The 19,112-nt window shown below is 73.7% G+C and carries 21 protein-coding genes; 15 read left to right on the top strand and 6 right to left on the bottom strand.

Features of this window, described 5'->3' with window-relative positions:
* The first annotated feature begins 129 nt into the window (after positions 1-129).
* Positions 130-990 (top strand): helix-turn-helix domain-containing protein, encoded by an 861-nt coding sequence (locus tag ACIQFU_RS14835; RefSeq protein ID WP_402551597.1) that lies wholly within the window; start codon positions 130-132, stop codon positions 988-990.
* 21 nt (positions 991-1,011) lie between these two features.
* Positions 1,012-1,242 (top strand): DUF397 domain-containing protein, encoded by a 231-nt coding sequence (locus ACIQFU_RS14830; protein WP_402551922.1) that lies wholly within the window; start codon positions 1,012-1,014, stop codon positions 1,240-1,242.
* A gap of 42 nt (positions 1,243-1,284) precedes the next feature.
* Here the strand turns inward: ACIQFU_RS14830 and ACIQFU_RS14825 are convergent, their stop codons facing one another.
* Positions 1,285-2,412: an 8-amino-7-oxononanoate synthase gene (locus ACIQFU_RS14825; RefSeq protein WP_402551596.1), complete on the bottom strand. Its 1,128-nt coding sequence runs from the start codon at positions 2,410-2,412 to the stop codon at positions 1,285-1,287.
* Between the two features lie 150 nt (positions 2,413-2,562).
* Here ACIQFU_RS14825 and bioB point away from each other — a divergent pair, with 150 nt between their 5' ends.
* The 4 genes from bioB to ACIQFU_RS14805 all read left to right on the top strand — a co-directional run bounded on the left by bioB (position 2,563) and on the right by ACIQFU_RS14805 (position 6,874).
* Positions 2,563-3,825 (top strand): biotin synthase BioB, encoded by a 1,263-nt coding sequence (gene bioB, locus ACIQFU_RS14820; protein WP_402551595.1) that lies wholly within the window; start codon positions 2,563-2,565, stop codon positions 3,823-3,825.
* Positions 3,818-5,104: an adenosylmethionine--8-amino-7-oxononanoate transaminase gene (locus tag ACIQFU_RS14815; RefSeq protein ID WP_402551593.1), complete on the top strand. Its 1,287-nt coding sequence runs from the start codon at positions 3,818-3,820 to the stop codon at positions 5,102-5,104. The genes bioB and ACIQFU_RS14815 overlap by 8 nt, the downstream gene beginning before the upstream one ends.
* A 1-nt stretch (position 5,105) precedes the next feature.
* Positions 5,106-5,822 (top strand): dethiobiotin synthase, encoded by a 717-nt coding sequence (gene bioD, locus ACIQFU_RS14810; RefSeq protein ID WP_402551591.1) that lies wholly within the window; start codon positions 5,106-5,108, stop codon positions 5,820-5,822.
* Between the two features lie 374 nt (positions 5,823-6,196).
* Positions 6,197-6,874: a class I SAM-dependent methyltransferase gene (locus tag ACIQFU_RS14805; RefSeq protein ID WP_402551589.1), complete on the top strand. Its 678-nt coding sequence runs from the start codon at positions 6,197-6,199 to the stop codon at positions 6,872-6,874.
* A 12-nt stretch (positions 6,875-6,886) separates the two neighbouring features.
* Here ACIQFU_RS14805 and ACIQFU_RS14800 read toward each other — a convergent pair whose 3' ends face one another.
* Positions 6,887-7,261 (bottom strand): fic family toxin-antitoxin system, toxin component, encoded by a 375-nt coding sequence (locus ACIQFU_RS14800; RefSeq protein WP_402551587.1) that lies wholly within the window; start codon positions 7,259-7,261, stop codon positions 6,887-6,889.
* A 16-nt stretch (positions 7,262-7,277) separates the two neighbouring features.
* Complete coding sequence (locus ACIQFU_RS14795; protein WP_402551585.1) at positions 7,278-7,505, bottom strand: toxin-antitoxin system HicB family antitoxin; 228 nt, start codon at positions 7,503-7,505, stop codon at positions 7,278-7,280.
* Here ACIQFU_RS14795 and ACIQFU_RS14790 point away from each other — a divergent pair.
* From ACIQFU_RS14790 to mug, 6 genes are all read left to right on the top strand, one after another.
* Entirely contained in the window at positions 7,430-8,038 is a 609-nt protein-coding gene (locus tag ACIQFU_RS14790) for a GNAT family N-acetyltransferase (RefSeq protein WP_402551584.1), read from the top strand. The genes ACIQFU_RS14795 and ACIQFU_RS14790 overlap by 76 nt on opposite strands.
* A gap of 81 nt (positions 8,039-8,119) precedes the next feature.
* Entirely contained in the window at positions 8,120-9,520 is a 1,401-nt protein-coding gene (locus ACIQFU_RS14785) for a hemolysin family protein (protein WP_402551582.1), read from the top strand.
* Entirely contained in the window at positions 9,517-10,530 is a 1,014-nt protein-coding gene (locus ACIQFU_RS14780) for a hemolysin family protein (RefSeq protein ID WP_402551581.1), read from the top strand. The genes ACIQFU_RS14785 and ACIQFU_RS14780 overlap by 4 nt, the downstream gene beginning before the upstream one ends.
* A 239-nt stretch (positions 10,531-10,769) precedes the next feature.
* Entirely contained in the window at positions 10,770-11,552 is a 783-nt protein-coding gene (locus ACIQFU_RS14775; protein WP_402551579.1) for an SGNH/GDSL hydrolase family protein, read from the top strand.
* A gap of 85 nt (positions 11,553-11,637) precedes the next feature.
* On the top strand, positions 11,638-13,080 hold the full coding sequence (gene purB, locus ACIQFU_RS14770; RefSeq protein WP_402551577.1) for an adenylosuccinate lyase: 1,443 nt from the start codon (positions 11,638-11,640) through the stop codon (positions 13,078-13,080).
* Positions 13,081-13,124: 44 nt separating this feature from the next.
* Entirely contained in the window at positions 13,125-13,637 is a 513-nt protein-coding gene (mug, locus tag ACIQFU_RS14765; protein ID WP_402551575.1) for a G/U mismatch-specific DNA glycosylase, read from the top strand.
* A gap of 9 nt (positions 13,638-13,646) precedes the next feature.
* Here mug and ACIQFU_RS14760 read toward each other — a convergent pair whose 3' ends face one another.
* The 3 genes from ACIQFU_RS14760 to ACIQFU_RS14750 all read right to left on the bottom strand — a co-directional run bounded on the left by ACIQFU_RS14760 (position 13,647) and on the right by ACIQFU_RS14750 (position 15,802).
* Complete coding sequence (locus tag ACIQFU_RS14760; RefSeq protein WP_402551573.1) at positions 13,647-14,087, bottom strand: hypothetical protein; 441 nt, start codon at positions 14,085-14,087, stop codon at positions 13,647-13,649.
* A gap of 66 nt (positions 14,088-14,153) precedes the next feature.
* Complete coding sequence (locus ACIQFU_RS14755; RefSeq protein WP_402551572.1) at positions 14,154-14,879, bottom strand: ABC transporter permease; 726 nt, start codon at positions 14,877-14,879, stop codon at positions 14,154-14,156.
* Positions 14,880-14,881: 2 nt separating this feature from the next.
* Entirely contained in the window at positions 14,882-15,802 is a 921-nt protein-coding gene (locus tag ACIQFU_RS14750) for an ABC transporter ATP-binding protein (protein ID WP_402551570.1), read from the bottom strand.
* Positions 15,803-15,910: 108 nt separating this feature from the next.
* Between ACIQFU_RS14750 and ACIQFU_RS14745 the strand changes: the two genes are divergently transcribed.
* The 3 genes from ACIQFU_RS14745 (at position 15,911) to ACIQFU_RS14735 (ending at position 19,009) form a co-directional block, all read left to right on the top strand.
* Positions 15,911-17,077 carry a sensor histidine kinase gene (locus ACIQFU_RS14745; protein ID WP_402551568.1) on the top strand — a complete coding sequence of 389 codons (1,167 nt, stop codon included), beginning with the start codon at positions 15,911-15,913 and terminating at the stop codon, positions 17,075-17,077.
* A gap of 14 nt (positions 17,078-17,091) precedes the next feature.
* Complete coding sequence (locus ACIQFU_RS14740; protein ID WP_402551566.1) at positions 17,092-17,754, top strand: response regulator; 663 nt, start codon at positions 17,092-17,094, stop codon at positions 17,752-17,754.
* A gap of 100 nt (positions 17,755-17,854) precedes the next feature.
* Entirely contained in the window at positions 17,855-19,009 is a 1,155-nt protein-coding gene (locus ACIQFU_RS14735; RefSeq protein ID WP_402551565.1) for an ROK family transcriptional regulator, read from the top strand.
* Positions 19,010-19,112: the final 103 nt, after the last annotated feature.

The raw sequence follows: 19,112 nt of genomic DNA, 5'->3' as shown, positions 1-19,112 counted from the left end.
GACTGCCATCACCAGGCCCGCGAAGGGCGGCGATCCACCAAGATATGCATATATCTGTCGCTCGAAGCGGTGAACTCTGCGACGGCAGAGCGTATTTGGGCGGCTCATAAGGAGTAAGGGAGTTGTCCCATGCAGCACGGTCCCGTGGTGCGCCGCCGGAAGCTGGGCGCGGAACTGCGCGCCCTGCGCACAGCGGCGGGCATCACCAGCGGCGAGGCGGCCCGGCTCGTGGGCTGGCACCAGTCGAAGGTCAGCCGGATCGAGACCGGGACGAGCGGCACGAAACCGGCCGACGTGCGGTTACTGCTGGACGTCTACGGCGTGCGCGACGAGCAGTTGCGGGGGCTGCTGGTGACGCTGGCGCACCAGGACGGGGCGGGCGGCCGCAACCACTGGTGGCACGCCTACCGCGGGGTGCTGCCCCCGACCTACCGGGACTTCATCAGCCTGGAGTCGCAGGCCAGCGCCATGCGCACACTGGAGACCACCGTGGTCCCCGGCCTGCTCCAGACGCCGGAGTACGCCCGCGCGGTGACGCGGGCCGCGGTGGACGGACTGCCGGAGGAGCGGCTGGACACTCTGGTGGAGGTCCGGCTGGCCCGGCAGGACGTGCTGCGGGCACAGCCGCCGTTGGCGCTGAGCGCGGTCCTGGACGAGGCGGTGCTGCGCCGGGAGGTGGGCGGGCCGGGGGTGATGGACCGTCAACTGACCAGACTGGTCGAGGCCGCGCGGCTCCCCCATGTCCGGCTCCAGGTGCTGCCGTTCGCCGCCGGGGCGCACATCGGTGTCACCGGCCCTTTCGTAATCTTCTCTTTTTCGAGCACTTCTGATCTCGACGTGGTTGTTCTCGACCACTTGACGAGTAGCCTGCACCTCGAACGGAAAGAAGACCTAGAGGCCTACACCGAGGCCTTCAACGCCCTTCTGATCCATGCCCTTTCGCCCGAGGACTCGTTGGACTTCATCGCCGCGACCGCGGCAGGCGCGTAAGGAGGCACCATGTCAGGCTCCATGTCCGAACTTCCGCGGAACATCCCTGTCAGCACCGATATGACCGGCGCCCGGTGGCTGCGCAGCAGTTACAGCACCGGCGCGAACAACTGCGTGGAGACGGCTCGTCCGTCGGCCGGTCCCTGCGCCGGACTGCTCGCCGTGCGCGACTCCAAGAATCCGGCAGGCCCCGCCCTGCTCTTCTCCCCCGGGAGCTGGACGGCGTTCACCGCCTGCGTCCACCGCGGCTGACCACGCCGGGCGCCGGACGACGCACGGCCGTGTCACGCCGACTCATGGCCGCGTTTCGCCGATCACCCGTACAGCACGTTCGATCTGATCCCCGGAGAGGTCCCCGCGAGCGGTCAGCCTGAGCCGTGAGATCCCGTCGGGCACGGACGGAGGGCGGAAACAGCCCACGGACAGGCCGGCCGCACGGCAGTCGGCCGCCCATCGCACGGCCTCCTCCGGGGAGGGCGCACGCACCGAGACGACCGCGGCGTCCGGACGTACCGCGTCCAGACCTGCGGCGGTCAGGCGTGCGTGCAGTTCACCGGCGACGGCACGGGCCCGTGCCGCGCGCTCCGGCTCGCGGCCGAGCAGCCTGAGCGCCGCAAGGGCCGCTCCCGCCGCGGCGGGGGCGAGTCCGGTGTCGAAGATGAACGTGCGGGCCGCGTTGACCAGGTGGTCGACGACCCGGGCGGGCCCCAGCACGGCGCCGCCCTGGGCGCCGAGCGACTTGGACAGCGTGACGGTCACGACGACGTCGTCCCGGCCCGCGAGTCCCGCGCCCTGCGGTGCGCCCCGGCCGCCGTCGCCGAGGACGCCGAGGCCGTGGGCGTCGTCGACGACCAGTCCGGCGCCGTGTTCCCGGCACGCCTCGGCGAGCGCGGCCAGGGGCGCGGCGTCGCCGTCGACCGAGAAGACCGTGTCGGAGACGGCCACGGCGGGTCCGTCGTGCGTCGTCAATGCCTTGCGCACGGCGTCCGGGTCGGCGTGTCCCACGACCTGCGTGGTGCCCCGGGCGAGCCGGCAGCCGTCGATCAGGGAGGCGTGGTTGCCCGCGTCGGAGACGACAAGAGTGCCGTGCGGTGCCAGCGCGGTGACCGCGGCGAGGTTGGCCGCGTAGCCGGAGGAGAAGACCAGCGCTGCCCCGAACCCGCAGAACTCGGCCAGCTCCCGCTCGAGTTCGGTGTGCAGTGCGGTCGTGCCGGTCACGAGGCGCGAGCCGGTCGCGCCGCCGCCCCAGGTCCGCGCGGCCCGGACCGCTCCTTCGACGACCTCCGGGTGACGGGCCAGTCCCAGGTAGTCGTTGCTCGCCAGGTCCAGCAGCGGGGACTGCGCCGGACGGCGGCGCAGCACCCGTACGAGTCCCGCCTCGCGGCGCGCCCGGTCCTGCTCGTCGATCCAGCCGAACGCCATGGGGCGGTCCTCCGGGGTTTTGTAGGCAATGAACAGACATTAGCGGTCCGGCCACCCCCGCGAGGTGTGGCAATACCCACACGTCGATCTGTCAGTGTTGTGCAAAGTCTCCTTGGCCGCGGACGGCCCCTTAGGACAGGATCGGCTCTCATGGACCTGCTGAACACGCTGGTGGACAAGGGGCTTCGGCGCGAGTCGCCGACCCGCGAGGAGGCACTCGCCGTCCTCGCCACTTCCGACGACGACCTGCTCGACGTGGTGGCCGCGGCCGGGAAGGTGCGCCGTCACTGGTTCGGCCGACGGGTGAAACTCAACTATCTCGTCAACCTCAAGTCGGGCCTGTGTCCCGAGGACTGCTCCTACTGCTCGCAGCGGCTGGGCTCCAAGGCGGAGATCCTCAAGTACACCTGGCTGGGGCCCGAGCAGGCCTCCGCGGCCGCCTCGGCGGGCGTGTCCGGGGGCGCCAAGCGGGTGTGCCTGGTGGCCAGCGGCCGGGGTCCGACCGACCGGGACGTGGACCGGGTGTCGGACACCATCAAGGCCATCAAGGAGCAGAACGAGACCGTCGAGGTGTGCGCCTGTCTGGGCCTGCTCTCCGACGGCCAGGCGGAGCGGCTGCGGGAGGCCGGTGCCGACGCCTACAACCACAACCTCAACACCTCCGAGTCGACGTACGGCGACATCACGACCACGCACACGTACGCCGACCGGGTGGACACGGTGAACAAGGCGCACGCCGCCGGTCTGTCCGCCTGCTCTGGTCTCATCGCGGGCATGGGCGAGAGCGACGCCGACCTGGTCGACGTGGTCTTCTCGCTGCGCGAACTGGACCCGGACTCGGTGCCGGTCAACTTCCTGATCCCGATGGAGGGCACACCGCTGGCCAAGGAGTGGCACCTCACCCCGCAGCGGTGCCTGCGCATCCTGGCGATGACGCGGTTCGTCTGCCCGGACGTCGAGGTGCGCATCGCCGGCGGGCGCGAGGTCCATCTGCGCACGATGCAGCCACTCGCGCTCCACCTGGCCAACTCGGTCTTCCTCGGCGACTACCTCACCAGCGAGGGCCAGGCGGGCCACGCGGACCTGGAGATGATCGCGGACGCCGGTTTCGAGGTGGAGGGCGCCGGCGAGGTCACGCTGCCGGAGCACCGCGCATCGGTGCGGGGTGGGGGCTGCGGCTCGCACGACGGAGGTGGCGGCTGCGGCTCGCACGAGGATGGTGGCGGCTGCGGTTCGCACGCGGGCGCGGACGGCGAGGCCGCCGGCGCCGGTGGTTGCGGCTCGCACGCGGGCGGCGGGGTGTGCGCTCCCGCGCCCGCGTCCACGACGCCGCGCCCCGCCGGGGAGCCCCGCACGGACCTGGTGGCGGTACGCCGCCGCGGCGCCGGCACGGACCTCGCGCCCAATGCCTGAGCCGGCGCTGGACGTCGCCGAGTTGCTGGCCCTCGACCGGCGGCACGTCTGGCATCCGTACGGCCCCATGCCCGGCCGGCAGGACCCGCTCGTCGTGGAGTCGGCGAGCGGGGTGCGGCTGCGGCCCGCCGACGGCTCCGGGGAACTGGTCGACGGGATGTCGTCCTGGTGGTCGGCGATCCACGGCTACAACCACCCGGTGCTGAACGAGGCCGCGCGCGAGCAGTTGGAGCGGATGAGCCACGTCATGTTCGGCGGGCTCACCCACGAGCCCGCCGTGCGGCTGGCGAAGCTCCTTGTCGACATGTCACCCGAGGGCCTGGAGCATGTGTTCCTCGCCGACTCCGGGTCGGTGTCGGTCGAGGTCGCGGTGAAGATGTGCCTGCAGTACTGGCGTTCGCTCGGCCGCCCCGGCAAGCGGCGCCTGCTCACCTGGCGCGGCGGCTACCACGGCGACACCTGGCAGCCCATGTCGGTGTGCGACCCGGAGGGCGGCATGCACGACCTGTGGTCCGGCGTCCTGCCGCGCCAGCTCTTCGCCGACGCGCCCCCGGCACGGTACGAGGAGGCCTACGCCGACCACCTGCGGTCGATGGTCGAGCGGCACGCCGACGAGCTGGCCGCGGTGATCGTGGAGCCGGTGGTGCAGGGCGCGGGCGGAATGCGCTTCCACTCCCCCGCCTACCTGCGGGTGCTGCGCGAGGCGTGCGACGCGCACGACGTGCTGCTGGTGTTCGACGAGATCGCCACCGGGTTCGGACGCACGGGCGCGCTGTTCGCGGCGGAACACGCGGCGGTGACACCGGACGTGATGTGCGTGGGCAAGGCGCTGACCGGGGGCTATCTGACGATGGCGGCCACCCTGTGCACGTCGCGGGTGGCCGAGGGCATCTCGCGGGGCGAGGTGCCGGTGCTGGCCCACGGGCCGACGTTCATGGGCAACCCGTTGGCGGCGGCCGTGGCGTGTGCGTCGATCGGACTGCTGCTCGGCCAGGACTGGCTCGCGGAGGTCGAGCGGATCGAGGCGGGCCTGCGCGAAGGGCTCGCGCCCGCCGCCGGGCTGCCGGGGGTGCGGGACGTACGCGTGCTCGGCGCGATCGGGGTGGTGCAGCTGGACCACCCCGTCGACATGCGGGCGGCGACCCGGGCGGCCGTGCGCGAGGGCGTGTGGCTGCGACCGTTCCGCGACCTGGTCTACACCATGCCGCCGTACGTGACGGGTGACGCGGACGTGGCACGGATCGCCCGCGCGGTGTGCTCGGCGGCACGGGAGGGGTGACATGCCGGTACTGCTGATCACGGGCACGGGCACGGAGGTCGGCAAGACGGTCGTGACCGCCGCCGTCGCCGCGACGGCCCTGGCCGGCGGCCGTTCGGTGGCCGTGCTGAAGGCCGCGCAGACGGGCGTGGGTCCGGACGAGGCCGGGGACGCCCAGGAGGTGGCGCGGCTCGCGGGCGACGTGACGGTCGCCGAAGTGGCCCGGTTCCCCGAGCCGTTGGCGCCGGGCACGGCCGCGCGCCGGGCCGGGCGGGCGCCGGTGCGTCCGCCGGAGGTGGCGGAGGCCGCGGCCAAGCTGGCCACCGAGCACGACCTGGTGCTGGTCGAGGGTGCGGGCGGGCTGCTCGTGCGCTTCGACGCGGCCGGCGGCACGCTGGCGGACGTGGCCGGTCTGCTGGGCGCACCGGTGCTGCTGGTGACGTCGCCGGGGCTGGGCACGCTGAACACCACGGAGCTGACGGCGCGCGAACTGCGGTCCCGGGGCCTGGAGCTGCCGGGGCTGGTGATCGGGAGCTGGCCCGGGTCCCCCGGCCTCGCCGCCCGCTGCAATCTCGCCGACCTTCCGGACGTGTCCGGTGCTCCCCTCCTCGGCGCGGTCCCGGCCGGGGCGGGGTCCCTCGCCCCGGCCGGCTTCCGGTCGGCGGCACCGCGCTGGCTGGCGCCGCCGCTGGACGGCACCTGGGACGCGGACGCGTTCGGCGACCGGCACGGGCCGTGACCGGCGGGGTGTTCGGGGCGGGCGGCGCGGGAGCGCGCGGCGACGGACCACGCGCCGTCCAGGCCATCCGGGCGCGGACCCGTTCGGCGCCACGGAGCCAACCCGACCGGGGTGTGTGCCCGTCCGTGGCGTCCGAGACGTCCCCGACCGGCGGCGCGGGAGGGTGCGCGATGGCGCCACTCGGCGGCACGGCGGCGGACGGAGTCGCGGCGCGGACCAGCTCGCCGTGATCGGGTGGTCCCGGCTGCTGCCGCCGGGGTCCGGGGCCGCGCGGCCGGTCGGGCGCGCTCCGGGCCGGCCGCTCGCGCGGTGGGTGCACCGGCCCTGCGCGGGGCAGAATCGCGGTAGGGCTGCCGCCTCGTGAGGGAGGTCCCATGCCGCTGCGATCCGCCCGGGCCCGCGGGGTGCCGCGGGATGCCGTGCACCATCCGCTGTTCGCCCGCTACTACGCCCGGATCAGTGTGGGCGCCGAGACCCGGATGGGCATGGCGCGCGTCCGCGAGCGGCTGCTCGCCGGGCTCTCCGGGCGGGTGATCGAGGTCGGCGCGGGCAACGGGCTGAACTTCGCGCACTACCCGGGCACCGTCTCCGAGGTCGTCGCCGTCGAACCGGAGCGCGTGCTGCGGAAGTTGGCGGTCGACGCGGCGCAGCGCGCCCGGGTGCCGGTGGACGTGGCGCCGGGTGCGGCGGAGGCGCTGCCGGTCAAGAGCGAGGCCTTCGACGCGGCCGTGGTCTCGCTGGTGCTGTGCAGCGTCCGGGACGTGCCGCGGGCGCTGGCGGAGCTGCGGCGGGTGCTGCGGCCCGGCGGACAGGTGCGGTTCTTCGAGCACGGCCGGGGCGGCGGGCCGATGATGACCTTCACCCAGCGCGCGCTGGACCGGACGCTGTGGCCTCCTCTGTCCGGCGGCTGCCACCTGTCCCGCGAACCGGTCGCGGCGCTGCGGGACGCGGGTTTCGTGCTCGGGCCCTACCGGCGGACGATGATGCCGGAGAACGGGCCGGCGCTGCCGAGTTCGTACTGCGTGCTGGGCACGGCCTGGCGGCCTTCCTGAGCCGTGGCACGGTCACCCGCCCCACCGGCGCAGTTCGTCCGCGATCTCCTCGACCGACGCCTCGCCCCGCTTGACCAGCAGCGCGAGGTCGCGCACCTGCTCTGGCGCGGGAGCGACGCCGATGCCGCTGGCGACCAGGTAGGCGTAGGCGACCGCCGAGGCGAACAGGGCGTTGGAGCGCTCCAGCGCCGGGACGTGGATCAGCAGTTGGAGCAGGGCGGCGGCGCGGGTGTGCGGGGTGGCGTAGACCGGGGTGTCGAATATCTCGGCCCGGTGGCGGGCGACGGCCGCGACGAGCGCTCCCCAGTCGGTGACCCGCGGGTCGCCGGGAGTGCGCTGCTCGGCGAGCATCAGCAGCCAGGCGAGATCGATGGTGAGGTCGTTCATCCGGGGGCGGGACGGCTCAGTGACGGCCCTCGCCGACCTCCTCGGCGAACACCTTCTCGTACTGCCGCATGAAGTCGGCGGCTGCCTCCACGAAGGTGTGGCCGGCCTCGCCGGTGTCCTGCCGGACCAGGTCCTCGATGTAGCGGTTGACGCTCATCCCCCGGGCCAGTGCCTTCTCGCGGGCCGCCCGGGCGGTGCCCTCGTCCACCCGCACGTTCAGCTGGGCCTTCTGGGTCTTCGCCATACCTCGAAGCTAGCGCCGAAGCGCTAGCAGGGGCAAGGCCGGCCGCCCGCCGGTCCGCATGCCGGAATCAACGCACCGGGGTCCGGCGCGCGTGGTGGGATCGCGGCATGACCGATCTGCGCGTACGGCCCGCCGCGGCCGAGGACCTGGACGCCGTGCTGGCCTTCTGGAAGACGGCCGCCGAGGGGACCAGCATCAGCGACGACCGGGACGGCGTGGAGCGCCTCGTGGCGCGCGACCCCGGGGCACTGCTCTTGGCCGAGCGCGACGGGGAGCTGGTGGGCACCGTGATCGCCGGTTTCGACGGCTGGCGCTGTCATCTCTACCGGCTGGCGGTGCACCCGGACCACCGGCGCCGGGGCATCGGCTCGGCCCTGCTCGCGGCGGCCGACGAGCGGTTCGTACGGCTCGGCGGGCGCCGCGGGGACGCCATGGTGCTGGTGCGCAACGAACGGGCCCAGCATGCATGGCGGGCCGCCGGGTACGAGCCGCAGGAGCAGTGGCGGCGCTGGGTGAAGCACCTCACCGGCTGAGCGGCGCGAGGCGAAAGGTTGAAGGCTTGAACATCGGGCGAACCTCCGGTTCCTGGCCGATCATGGATCCGAGGTGACCCGATGACCGAAGTGCTCCTGCTGCTGGTGGCGATCCTGCTCTCGCTCGCGTGCGGCGCCTTCGTCGCGGCCGAGTTCTCGCTGACCACCGTCGAACGGGGCGAGCTGGAGCGGGCCGCGGCGCGGGGCGAGCGGGGCGCGGCGAGCGCCCTCAAGGGTGTCCGGAACCTGACCTTCCAGCTCTCCGGCGCACAGCTCGGCATCACGGTCACCAACCTGGTCGTCGGCATGCTCGCCGAGCCGTCGGTCGCGGCGCTGATCTCCGGGCCGCTGGAGGACCTCGGCATGTCCGGTTCGGCGGCGTCCTCGCTGGCGCTGGTGCTGGGCACGGCCCTGTCGACGGTGTTCCTGATGATCGTCGGTGAGCTGGTGCCGAAGAACTGGGCGATCTCCTCGCCGCTGGCCGTGGCCAGGCGGGTGGGCGGCCCGCAACGCTGGTTCAGCGCCGTCTTCCGGCCCTTCATCAGCCACCTGAACAACACCGCCAACCGTGTCGTACGCCGCTTCGGTGTGGAACCCGCCGAGGAACTGGCCTCCGCGCGCGGGCCGCAGGAGCTGGCGGCGCTCGCCCGGCACTCGGCCAAGGAGGGCGCGCTGGAGGCCGACACCGCCGAGTTGTTCGTGCGCACCCTGAACCTGGCCGACCTGACGGCGCAGCAGGTGATGACGCCGCGGGTCCAGGTCGTGGCCCTGGAGGCACGGGCGACGTGCGAGGACGTGGCGAACGCGACGCGGGCGACGGGGCTGTCCCGGTTCCCCGTCTACCGGGGGTCCCTCGACGCCGTGGTCGGCACGGCGCACGTCAAGGACGTCCTGGCGGTGCCGGCCGAGCGGCGGCCGGGGATGCCGATCGCCGACCTGATGCGCGAGCCGTTGCTCGTCCCCGAGTCGCTGACCGTGGACCGGCTCCTGGACCGGCTCTCCGGGCGGCGCACGATGGCCGTGGTGATCGACGAGTACGGCGGGACGGCGGGCGTGGCCACGCTGGAGGACATCGTCGAGGAGGTCGTCGGCCAGGTACGGGACGAGCACGATCCGCACGAGACGCCCGACCTCGACCCGGCCGGCACGGACGAGGAGGGGCACGCGCTGTACTGGGCCGACGGCTCGGCGCGCGTGGACCGGCTAGAGCGGCTGGGGCTGCGGGTGCCGGAGGGGCCGTACGAGACGGTCGCGGGGCTGGTCGCGGCCGGGCTCGGACGCATCCCCGCCGTCGGCGACAGCCTTGACGTCTCGGGCTGGCGGCTGGACGTCGTGGACGCCACGGGGCGCAGGGCGGCCAGGGTGCTGATGCACGCTCCCCTGAACGACACGGCCGGCACGACCGACACGACCGACACGGCCGGCCCCGGCTTCGACGCCGGTTTCGGCACCGGGGAGGACCAGGGGGAGGACGGCCGTTGACCGCCGTACAGCTGCTGATCGGACTGGCGACGCTGGTCGTCAACGCGTTCTTCGTGGGCGCCGAGTTCGCGCTGATCTCCGTGCGCCGCAGCCAGGTGGAGCCGCACGCCGAGGAGGGCGACACCCGCGCCGAGCGCGTGCTGTGGGGACTGGAGCACGTGTCCGCGCTGCTGGCCGCGGCCCAGCTCGGCATCACCCTGTGCACGCTGGTCCTCGGCGTGGTCGCGGAACCTGCGATCGCGCATCTGCTGGAGCCGGTGTTCCACGCGGTGGGTGTGCCGTCGGGTGCGGGGCACGCGGTGTCCTTCGTGATCGCCCTGGCACTGGCGACGTATCTGCACATGCTGCTCGGCGAGATGGTGCCGAAGAACATCGCACTGGCCGAGCCGGTGCGCAGCGCGCTGATCCTCGGGCCCCCGCTGGTGGCGCTGTCCCGGGCCCTGCGCCCGGTGATCTTCACGGTCAACGCCTTCGCCAACGGGCTGCTCAAGCTGCTCAGGGTCGAGGCGAAGAACGAGGTGGCGGCGACCTTCACGGACGCGGAGCTGGCGGAGATCGTCAAGGACGCCGGCGAGGCGGGGCTGATCGACGACCGGGCCCGGGAGCGGCTGCACGACGCCCTGGAGCTGGGCCGGCGGCCGGTGCGGGACGTGGTGCTGCCGCTGGAGCGCGTCGTGCACGCGCGCGTGGGCATCACCCCTGAGCAGTTGGAGCGGCTATCGGCGCAGTCGGGGTTCTCCCGGTTCCCGGTGGTGGACGACGGGCGGCGGATCGTCGGCTACCTGCACGTGAAGGACGCCTTGGACGCCTCGCCGCGCAATGTGCCGTTCCGGCTGCCGGACATGCGCCCCATCGCCCGGGTGCGCGAGCGCACCCCCCTGGACGACGTGCTCACCGCCATGCGGCGCAGCCGCACCCACCTGGCGGCCGTACTCGGCTCCGACGGACGGCTCGCGGGCCTGGTGACCATGGAGGACGTGCTGCGGGAGCTGTTCGGGCAGCGGACGTGAGCCGCGCACGCGTGCGAGCGGCACGCGCGCCGTCCTCCCGCGGGCGGGGGCAGGCCGGCGGCGGGCCGGACGATCCCGACGGGCCACCCGCGGCGCCGCGACGGCGTCGATGTGGACGTCACCCGTGAACCAGTCGGCGGGCCCTTGCCGGTGTCGCCCGAACTGCGGCAGCGGGCGGCCCGAACGCGTGGAGGGCGACCGACCGGCGGGTATGTGCAGGGGATACCATTTCCGACGCCATGCAGACGAATCCCGCGTACACCAGCCTCGTCGCCGTCGGCGACTCCTTCACCGAGGGCATGTCGGACCTGCTGCCCGACGGCTCCTACCGAGGATGGGCCGACCTCCTCGCCGCACGGATGGCGGCGCGCTCCCCCGGCTTCCGGTACGCCAATCTCGCGGTGCGGGGAAAGCTGATCGGGCAGATCGTCGACGAGCAGGTGGACGTGGCGGCGGCCATGGGAGCCGACGTCATCACCCTGGTCGGCGGGCTCAACGACACGCTGCGGCCCAAGTGCGACATGGCCCGCGTGCGGGACCTGCTGACCCAGGCCGTGGAGCGGCTCGCCCCGAACTGCGAGCAGCTGGTGCTGATGCGCAGTCCGGGCCGTCAGGGGCCGGTGCTCGAACGGTTCCGGCCGCGCATGGAGGCACTGTTCGCCGTCATCGACGACCTGGCGAAGCAGCACGGCGCCGTGGTCGTCGACCTGTATGCGGCCCGGTCGCTGGCCGACCCCCGGATGTGGGACGTGGACCGGCTGCACCTGACCGCCGACGGCCACCGCCGGGTGGCGGAGGCGGTGTGGCAGTCGCTCGGCCACGAGCCCGAGGACCCCGACTGGCACGCGCCGGTCCCGGCGACGCCGCCGCCGGACTGGATGGCGCGCAGGACCGCCGACGTCCGGTTCGCCCGGCAGCACCTGCTGCCCTGGATAGGCCGCAGGCTGACCGGCCGCTCCTCCGGCGACGGCCTGCCGCCCAAGCGCCCCGAGCTGCTGCCCTACGAGAATCCGTCGCGGTGACTCCCTGCGCCACGCGCCCTTCGTAGCTTCCGACGAACAACCCCGCGGCGCCCACCTGCACGAATCGCCAGTAGAATCCCTCTACGTGACTTCCGCTCCCGCCAAGCCCCGCATCCCGAACGTCCTCGCCGGACGCTACGCCTCCGTCGAGCTCGCCACCCTCTGGTCGCCCGAGCAGAAGGTGAGGCTCGAGCGGCAGCTCTGGCTCGCCGTGCTGCGGGCCCAGAAGGACCTGGGCATCGAGGTGCCCGACGCCGCGATCGCCGACTACGAGCGCGTCCTCGACCGGGTCGACCTGGCCTCGATCGCCGAGCGCGAGAAGGTCACGCGGCACGACGTGAAGGCGCGGATCGAGGAGTTCAACGACCTCGCCGGGCACGAGCACGTGCACAAGGGCATGACCTCCCGCGACCTCACGGAGAACGTCGAGCAGCTGCAGATCCGGCTGTCGCTCGAGCTGATCCGGGACCGCTCGGTGGCAGTCCTCGCGCGGCTGGGCAAGCTGGCCGGCGAGTACGGCGAGCTGGTCATGGCCGGCCGCTCCCACAACGTCGCCGCGCAGGCCACGACGCTGGGCAAGCGGTTCGCCACCGCCGCCGACGAGCTGCTCGTCGCGTACGGCCGGGTGGAGGAGCTGCTCGGCCGCTACCCGCTGCGCGGCATCAAGGGCCCGGTCGGCACCGCGCAGGACATGCTGGACCTGCTCGGCGGCGACGCGGGCAAGCTCGCGGAGCTGGAGCAGCGGATCGCCGGGCACCTCGGCTTCTCCGAGGCCTTCACCTCGGTCGGCCAGGTCTACCCGCGCTCCCTCGACTACGAGGTCGTCACCGCGCTGGTGCAGCTGGCGGCGGCACCGTCGTCGCTGGCCAAGACCGTCCGGCTGATGGCCGGGCACGAGCTGGTCACCGAGGGCTTCAAGCCCGGCCAGGTCGGCTCGTCGGCGATGCCGCACAAGATGAACACCCGCTCCTGCGAGCGCGTCAACGGCCTCATGGTGATCCTGCGCGGCTACGCCTCGATGACCGGGGAGCTGGCGGGCGACCAGTGGAACGAGGGCGACGTGTCCTGCTCGGTGGTGCGCCGGGTGGCCCTGCCGGACGCGTTCTTCGCGCTCGACGGGCTCCTGGAGACGTTCCTGACCGTGCTCGACGAGTTCGGCGCCTTCCCGGCCGTCGTGGCCCGGGAGCTGGACCGCTACCTGCCGTTCCTGGCCACCACCAAGGTGCTGATGGGTGCGGTGCGCGCCGGTGTCGGCCGGGAGGTCGCCCACGAGGCGATCAAGGAGAACGCCGTCGCCTCCGCCCTGGCCATGCGTGAGCAGGGCGCCGAGCGCAACGAGCTGCTGGACAAGCTGGCCGCCGACGACCGCATCCCGCTGGACCGGTCCGCTCTGGACGCCCTGATGGCCGACAAGCTCTCCTTCACCGGTGCCGCGTCCGACCAGGTCGGTGTCGTCGTCGGCCGGATCGAGGAGATCGTCAAGCAGCACCCGGCCGCCGCGGGCTACACCCCCGGAGCCATCCTCTGACCCGCTTCACCAGGGCCGAGCTGGAGGCCGCCCGCGACCGACTCGTGCCGGACGTCGTCGCGGACGGCCTTCGCGTGCTGTTCTGCGGCATCAACCCCGGCCTGATGACGGCGGTGACCGGCCACCACTTCGCCCGTCCCGGCAACCGCTTCTGGCCGGTCCTGCATCTGTCCGGGTTCACGCCCCGGCTGCTGAAGCCCTCGGAGCAGGACGAGTTGCCGTCCTACGGGCTCGGCATCACGAACGTGGTGGCGCGGGCCAGCGCACGGGCGGACGAGCTGACCGCCGAGGAGTACCGGGAGGGCGGGCGGCTGCTGGTGGCGAAGGTGGCACGGCTGCGGCCCCGCTGGCTGGCCGTGGTCGGGGTCACCGCGTACCGGACCGCCTTCGACGAGCGGAAAGCGCAAGTGGGCCCGCAGGAGCGGACGTTCGGCGGCACCCGGGTGTGGGTGCTGCCCAACCCGAGCGGGCTCAACGCGCACTGGACGGCGCGGACGATGGCGGAGGAGTTCGCCCGGCTGCGGGTCGCGGCGCAGGCGCGGCCGTCGCAGGCGTAGGCCGGGTGGTCACGGTGGCGCCTCCTCGGTGACGACCGCGAGCAGCCGCACCTCGTCCGCCGCGTCCCGGTCGGCGACGGCCACCGCGACCCAGCGGCCGGTGCCCTCCGCCTCCCACAGATACGCCACGCGCGCGTGGGCACTCAGCCCGGCCCACGGCTCGGGTATCTCCTCCCGCTCGGTCCGCAGGAGGACCGTCTGCAGGTTCCAGGGGGCCGTCTCGCCCCAGCGCGGGGCGAGCCGTTCGCAGAGTGCGTCCCGCTCCTTCTCGTACTGCTCCACCGTCGCGGCCCGCTGCGCCGGGTCGCGGTCGCGCAGGCCGCGGCTGCTCTCCAGCACCGCCGTGAAGCCCCGGGGCCCCGCGGTGGCCTCGTCCGACGGGCCCTGCTCCGCCGGGAAGGGCCGGAAGCACAGCTCGTCGATGAGTGCGAGGTGCCGCGCGATGTTCATGTGTCCAGTAAACCCGCCGGCACTGACAATTGGCGGGGCGTCAGCCCGGCCACCGCCTTCCCGTGGTCAGGCGTCCCGGCGGCGCAGCCGCCAGAACCCGGCGAGGAGCGCGGCCGCCGTCCAGGCCGCGGTCACCGCGAGCCCGGTCCAGACCCCCAGGGTCCCCTCGTACGTCTGGTGCAGGACGATCTGCCCGGCCCTGTCCGGCAGGAAGTCGGCGACGGTGCCCGCCGCGTCCCCGATGACGAAGGAGATGATCAGGATGAACGGGATCAGGGTGGACAGCGTGGCGACGCCACTGCGGAACAGGGTGGTGAGGCCGGCCGCGAAGAGGGCCATGAGCATGAGGTAGATGCCGCAGCCCACGACGCCCCGGATCTGCTCGCCGGCGGTGAGCCCGGCCGCCGCCGAGCCGAGGCCCGCGCGAGCGGCGAGCAGGGCGGCGAGCGCGGTGAGCAGCCCCACCCCGAGGACGGGGACGGCGACGACCGCCAGCTTCGCCGCGAACCACCGCCCCCGCTGCGGAACCGCGGCCAGGGTGAGCCGGATCCCGTTGCCCTGGTACTCGCTGGACACGACGACGGCTCCGAAGGCGATGGCCGCGATCTGGCCGGGCATGACCCCGGACAGGGCCGTGAACAGCGGGTCGAAGTCCGGGTCCGAGGTGTCGGACACCCCGGCCAGCGCGGAGAACGCGGTGGTGAAGGCGAACAGGGCCAGCAGTGCGCCGCACAGCGAGCGCAGGGTGAGCACCTTGAGCGCCTCCGCGCGGAGGACGGGCGTGAGGTTCATGGTCAGGCCTCCTGGGGCTGTGCGGTGAACTCGGTCTCGTTGGCGGTCAGGTCGAGGTAGGCCTGTTCCAGCGTGCCCTCGTCCGAGGTCAGTTCGAGGACGGGTACGCCCGCGCCGGACACGATCCGGCCGACGTCGTCCACGCGTGCGTGGTGCACGGTCCAGTACCCGTCGTCGTGCTCCACGGCGTCGTGGCCGTGCCGGGCGAGAGCGGCCGTCAGGGCGGTCGGGTCCGACGTCCGGACGCGCACCCGCGGTTGCACGCGCGCGTCGATGAACTCCCGCATCGGCGTGTCCGCGAGCAGGCGGCCCCGGCCGAGGACGACCAGGTGGTCGGCGAAGGACGCGGTCTCGTTCATCAGGTGGCTGGAGACCAGGACCGTGCGCCCCTCGGCCGCGAGCCGCCGCAGCAGTTCGCGGATCCAGATGATGCCCTCCGGGTCCAGCCCGTTGGACGGCTCGTCCAGCATCACCACTTCGGGATCGCCCAGCAGCGCGGCGGCGATGCCCAGCCGTTGGCGCATGCCCAGGGAGTACGTCTTCACCCGGCGGCGGGCCACGGACGCGATGCCGGTCTCCTCCAGCACCTCGTCGACCCGCCGCGCGGGGACGCGGTTGCTCGCCGCCAGGACGCGGAGGTGGTTCCGCGCGGTGCGCGAGCCGTGGGCGGCGTGCGCGTCGAGCAGGGCACCGACGTGCCGCAGCGGTTCCTCGAAGGCGGTGTAGGAGCGGCCGCCGACGGTCGCGGTCCCCGAGGTGGGCCGGTCCAGGCCCAGGACCAGTCGCATGGTGGTGGACTTGCCGGCGCCGTTGGGGCCGAGGAAGCCGGTGACGCGGCCGGGGCGCACGGTGAAGGTGAGGTCGTCGACGGCTCGTCGGGTGCCGTACTCCTTGGTGAGGTTCTGGACGTCGATGCTGGTCATGGCGGCAGCGTGCCGGTCGGTGCGGGAGCGGGGCCTCCCCCGCCGGTGGAGACCGGCTCCCCCGTGCGGGGGAGGCCGGGTGTCAGTGGCGACTGCCAGGATGGGCGAATGGTCCGCTTGCTGCGCCCGTTCGGCCGGGCGGTGACGTACACACGATGGCTGCACCTGTTCATGGCCGTGGTGTGGCCGGCCATGTGGATCTTCCTCGACGAGGCGTGGGCCTTCGTGTCGGTGGTGCCGCTGGCGGCGGCCGGCCTGGTGCCCGGGATGCGGGTGGTCGAGGGCGTGCAGGCCAGACTGCTGCTGACCGGCCACCGGCCGGACGACACGACGACGGACATCGTCGTCGCGCCGTCCGCGACCTGGGCCGACCGCGGACGCACGGTCGTGTGGCTGGAGGCACGCCTGCTCATCGGCTCCTGCGTCGCGATGCTCACGGTGCAGCTGCCCGTCCTCGCCGTCGACCTGGTGAACGCGGCGCGCGGCGGGCGGCAGGGGGAAGGCTCGTTCCTCCGCCTCACGGGAAGCGGCTGGTGGTACGGCCTGCTCTCGCCGCTGCCGCTCCTGCTGCTCGCCGCGGTCGTCGTCGGCTCCGGGGAGCTGATCACCCGGCTCGCCCGCCGCCTCCTGGGACCGTCCGCCGCCGAACGGCTCTCCGCCCTGGAGGAACGCACCGAGCAGCTCCTGGAACGCAACCGCATCGCACGCGAGCTGCACGACTCCATCGGCCACGCGCTGACCGTCGCCGTCGTCCAGGCGGGAGCCGCTCGCGCGGCGAACAGCGCGGAGTTCACCGACCGGGCCCTGACGGCCATCGAGGAGACCGGCAGGTCGGCCCTGGAGGACCTGGAGCGGGTCCTCGGCGTGCTGCGCGAGTCGGAGCGGCCGGTGAGCGGCAGACCGACGCTCGTGGACGCCGTCCGCCTGCTGGAGTCCGCCCGTGCCTCGGGGGCCAAGCTCGACGCCGAGGTCGCGGGCCCGCTGGAGACCCTGCCGGGTCACGTCTCCCGCGAGGGCTACCGCATCCTGCAGGAGGCGCTGACCAACGTGCTGCGGCACGCGGGCGCCGTGCCCGCGCGGGTCCGCGTCGAGGTGGCGGAGGACGCGCTCACCCTGGACGTACGCAATCCGCTGCCGGACGCGAGAGCCGCGCCGGGACGCGGCGCGGGACTGCGGGGCATACGGGAACGGGCCGCGCTGCTCGGCGGGCGGGCCCACACCGGGCCGGACGGTGCCGGCGACTGGCTGGTGCGCGTCGAGCTCCCGTTGGGCTGATCTACGCTGACCGGATGCCGGTCAGAGTGCTCCTTGTCGACGACGAACCCCTGGTGCGCGCCGGTCTGCGGGCCGTGCTGGAGGCGCAGCCGGACATCGAGGTGGTCGGCGAGGCGGCCGACGGGGCGGCGGTCATTCCGCTGGTGCGGCAGGTGCGGCCGGACGTGGTCGCCATGGACGTCCGGATGCCGCTGCTGGACGGCATCGAGGCCACGCGCGCACTGCTGCGGACGGTGGCCGACCCGCCGAAGATCCTCGTGGTGACGACGTTCGAGAACGACGAGTACGTGTACGAGGCGCTGCGCGCGGGCGCGGACGGGTTCCTGCTCAAGCGCGCCCGCCCGGCCGAGATCGTGCACGCGGTACGACTGATCGCCGAGGGCGAGTCCCTCCTGTTTCCCGCCTCGGTGCGGCAGCTGGCCGCCGAGTACGGCGACGGCGGCGGCAACCGCGCGGCCCGCGGGGTGTTGGAGCGCGCCCGGCTGACCGAGCGGGAGGGCGAGGTGCTGCGGCTGATGGCGCGGGGGCTGTCCAACGCGGAGATCGCCGCGCGGCTGGTCGTCGGCACGGAGACGGTGAAGTCGCATGTGAGCGCCGTACTGGCGAAGCTGGGGGCGCGGGATCGCACCCAGGCGGTGATCACGGCGTACGAGTCGGGGTTCGTGGCACCCGGATGAGCGACGGCCGCGGGCCGGGCGGGCGCGGGCCGGAGCTCGCCGGGGATCGGCGGGCCGAGTACCATCCGGCCAACACGCGCACTAGCTGGGAGGACGGACCTTGGCAGGCCTGACCGGCGGGGATCCGTCGCTGTTGCGGAGGATCAACTCCGCCGTGGTGCTGCACGCGTTGCGTGCGACGGACTCCGCGACGCTGACCGAGATCACCCGGGTGACGGGGCTGTCCCGGCCGACCGTCGAGGGCGTCGTGGAGGGACTGATCGAGGCCGGTCTGGTCGTCGAGGCGGCTGCCGACGGGGCCACGGCCCGGCGGCAGGGACGGCCCGCGCGGCGGTTCCGGTTCCGGGCGGAGGCCGGGCACCTGCTGGGCCTGGAGATCGGCCCGCACCGCGTCGCCGCGCTCCTGTCCGACCTGGACGGCCGGGTGATCGGCGCCCAGGCCAAGGACGTGGACGAGAACGCGTCGGCCGACGAGCGGCTGGAGCGGCTGCGCACGGCCGTCGCCGAGCTGCTGCGCCGGGCCGGTGTGGCGCGCGGCTCGCTGCGGGCGGTCGGCGCCGCCACGCCCGGCATCGTCGAGGCGGACGGCACGGTCCGGCTGGGCACGGCACTGCCGGGGTGGACGGGGCTGGGCCTCGGCGAGCGGCTGAGCCGTTCCTTCAAGTGCCCGGTACTGGTGGAGAACGACGCGAACGCCGCGGCGGTCGCCGAGCACTGGAAGGGCTCCGCCACCGAGTGCGAGGACATCGTGTTCGTGCTGGCCGGGCTGAGTCCCGGGGCCGGGGCGCTGATCGGCGGGCGGCTGCACCGGGGGTACGGCGGGGCGGCCGGGGAGATCGGGGCGCTGCATCTGCTGGGCCGGGACGTGACGCCGGAGACGCTGCTGTCGACCACGGACCAGCCGCTGCACCCGCTGGACGAGCAGGCCGTGGCCAAGGTCTTCGCGGAGGCCCGCGAGGGCGACGAGCGGGCCCGCGCGGCCGTCGAGCGCTTCATACAGCGGCTGGTGCACGACGTGGCGGCGCTGGCGCTGGCGCTCGATCCCGAGATGGTGGTCATCGGCGGCTGGGCGGCCGGGCTGGACGGCGTACTGGAGCCGTTGCGGCGGGAGCTGGCCCGCTACTGCCTGCGTCCGCCGCGGGTGGCCCTGTCGCTGCTCGGTGAGGCCGCCGTGGCCACGGGCGCGCTGCGGCTGGCCCTCGACCATGTGGAGGAGCAGTTGTTCGCGGTCGAGGGCGCCACGGCCCGCCGCTGATCCCCGTCGCCGGCGCCCGGCGACGGGCGACCGACTGCCCGGCGGTGGGCACGGACGCGCAACGACGGGCGTGGACCGGTGGATCGGGCCGTGCGTACGGCCG

The sequence above is a fragment of the Streptomyces sp. NPDC093065 genome, assembly GCF_044754585.1.
Taxonomy (GTDB): domain Bacteria; phylum Actinomycetota; class Actinomycetes; order Streptomycetales; family Streptomycetaceae; genus Streptomyces.
This window is presented reverse-complemented; position numbering and strand designations above follow the sequence as displayed.

Excerpts from the sequence above, each read along its gene's own strand:
- ACIQFU_RS14835 (WP_402551597.1), top strand. The coding sequence starts at position 130 with ATGCAGCACGGTCCCGTGGTGCGCCGCCGGAAGCTGGGCGCGGAACTG.
- ACIQFU_RS14830 (WP_402551922.1), top strand. The coding sequence starts at position 1,012 with ATGTCCGAACTTCCGCGGAACATCCCTGTCAGCACCGATATGACCGGC.
- ACIQFU_RS14825 (WP_402551596.1), bottom strand. The coding sequence starts at position 2,412 with ATGGCGTTCGGCTGGATCGACGAGCAGGACCGGGCGCGCCGCGAGGCG.
- bioB (WP_402551595.1), top strand. The coding sequence starts at position 2,563 with ATGGACCTGCTGAACACGCTGGTGGACAAGGGGCTTCGGCGCGAGTCG.
- ACIQFU_RS14815 (WP_402551593.1), top strand. The coding sequence starts at position 3,818 with ATGCCTGAGCCGGCGCTGGACGTCGCCGAGTTGCTGGCCCTCGACCGG.
- bioD (WP_402551591.1), top strand. The coding sequence starts at position 5,106 with ATGCCGGTACTGCTGATCACGGGCACGGGCACGGAGGTCGGCAAGACG.
- ACIQFU_RS14805 (WP_402551589.1), top strand. The coding sequence starts at position 6,197 with ATGCCGCTGCGATCCGCCCGGGCCCGCGGGGTGCCGCGGGATGCCGTG.
- ACIQFU_RS14800 (WP_402551587.1), bottom strand. The coding sequence starts at position 7,261 with ATGAACGACCTCACCATCGATCTCGCCTGGCTGCTGATGCTCGCCGAG.
- ACIQFU_RS14795 (WP_402551585.1), bottom strand. The coding sequence starts at position 7,505 with ATGGCGAAGACCCAGAAGGCCCAGCTGAACGTGCGGGTGGACGAGGGC.
- ACIQFU_RS14785 (WP_402551582.1), top strand. The coding sequence starts at position 8,120 with ATGACCGAAGTGCTCCTGCTGCTGGTGGCGATCCTGCTCTCGCTCGCG.
- ACIQFU_RS14775 (WP_402551579.1), top strand. The coding sequence starts at position 10,770 with ATGCAGACGAATCCCGCGTACACCAGCCTCGTCGCCGTCGGCGACTCC.
- ACIQFU_RS14760 (WP_402551573.1), bottom strand. The coding sequence starts at position 14,087 with ATGAACATCGCGCGGCACCTCGCACTCATCGACGAGCTGTGCTTCCGG.
- ACIQFU_RS14755 (WP_402551572.1), bottom strand. The coding sequence starts at position 14,879 with ATGAACCTCACGCCCGTCCTCCGCGCGGAGGCGCTCAAGGTGCTCACC.
- ACIQFU_RS14750 (WP_402551570.1), bottom strand. The coding sequence starts at position 15,802 with ATGACCAGCATCGACGTCCAGAACCTCACCAAGGAGTACGGCACCCGA.
- ACIQFU_RS14745 (WP_402551568.1), top strand. The coding sequence starts at position 15,911 with ATGGTCCGCTTGCTGCGCCCGTTCGGCCGGGCGGTGACGTACACACGA.
- ACIQFU_RS14740 (WP_402551566.1), top strand. The coding sequence starts at position 17,092 with ATGCCGGTCAGAGTGCTCCTTGTCGACGACGAACCCCTGGTGCGCGCC.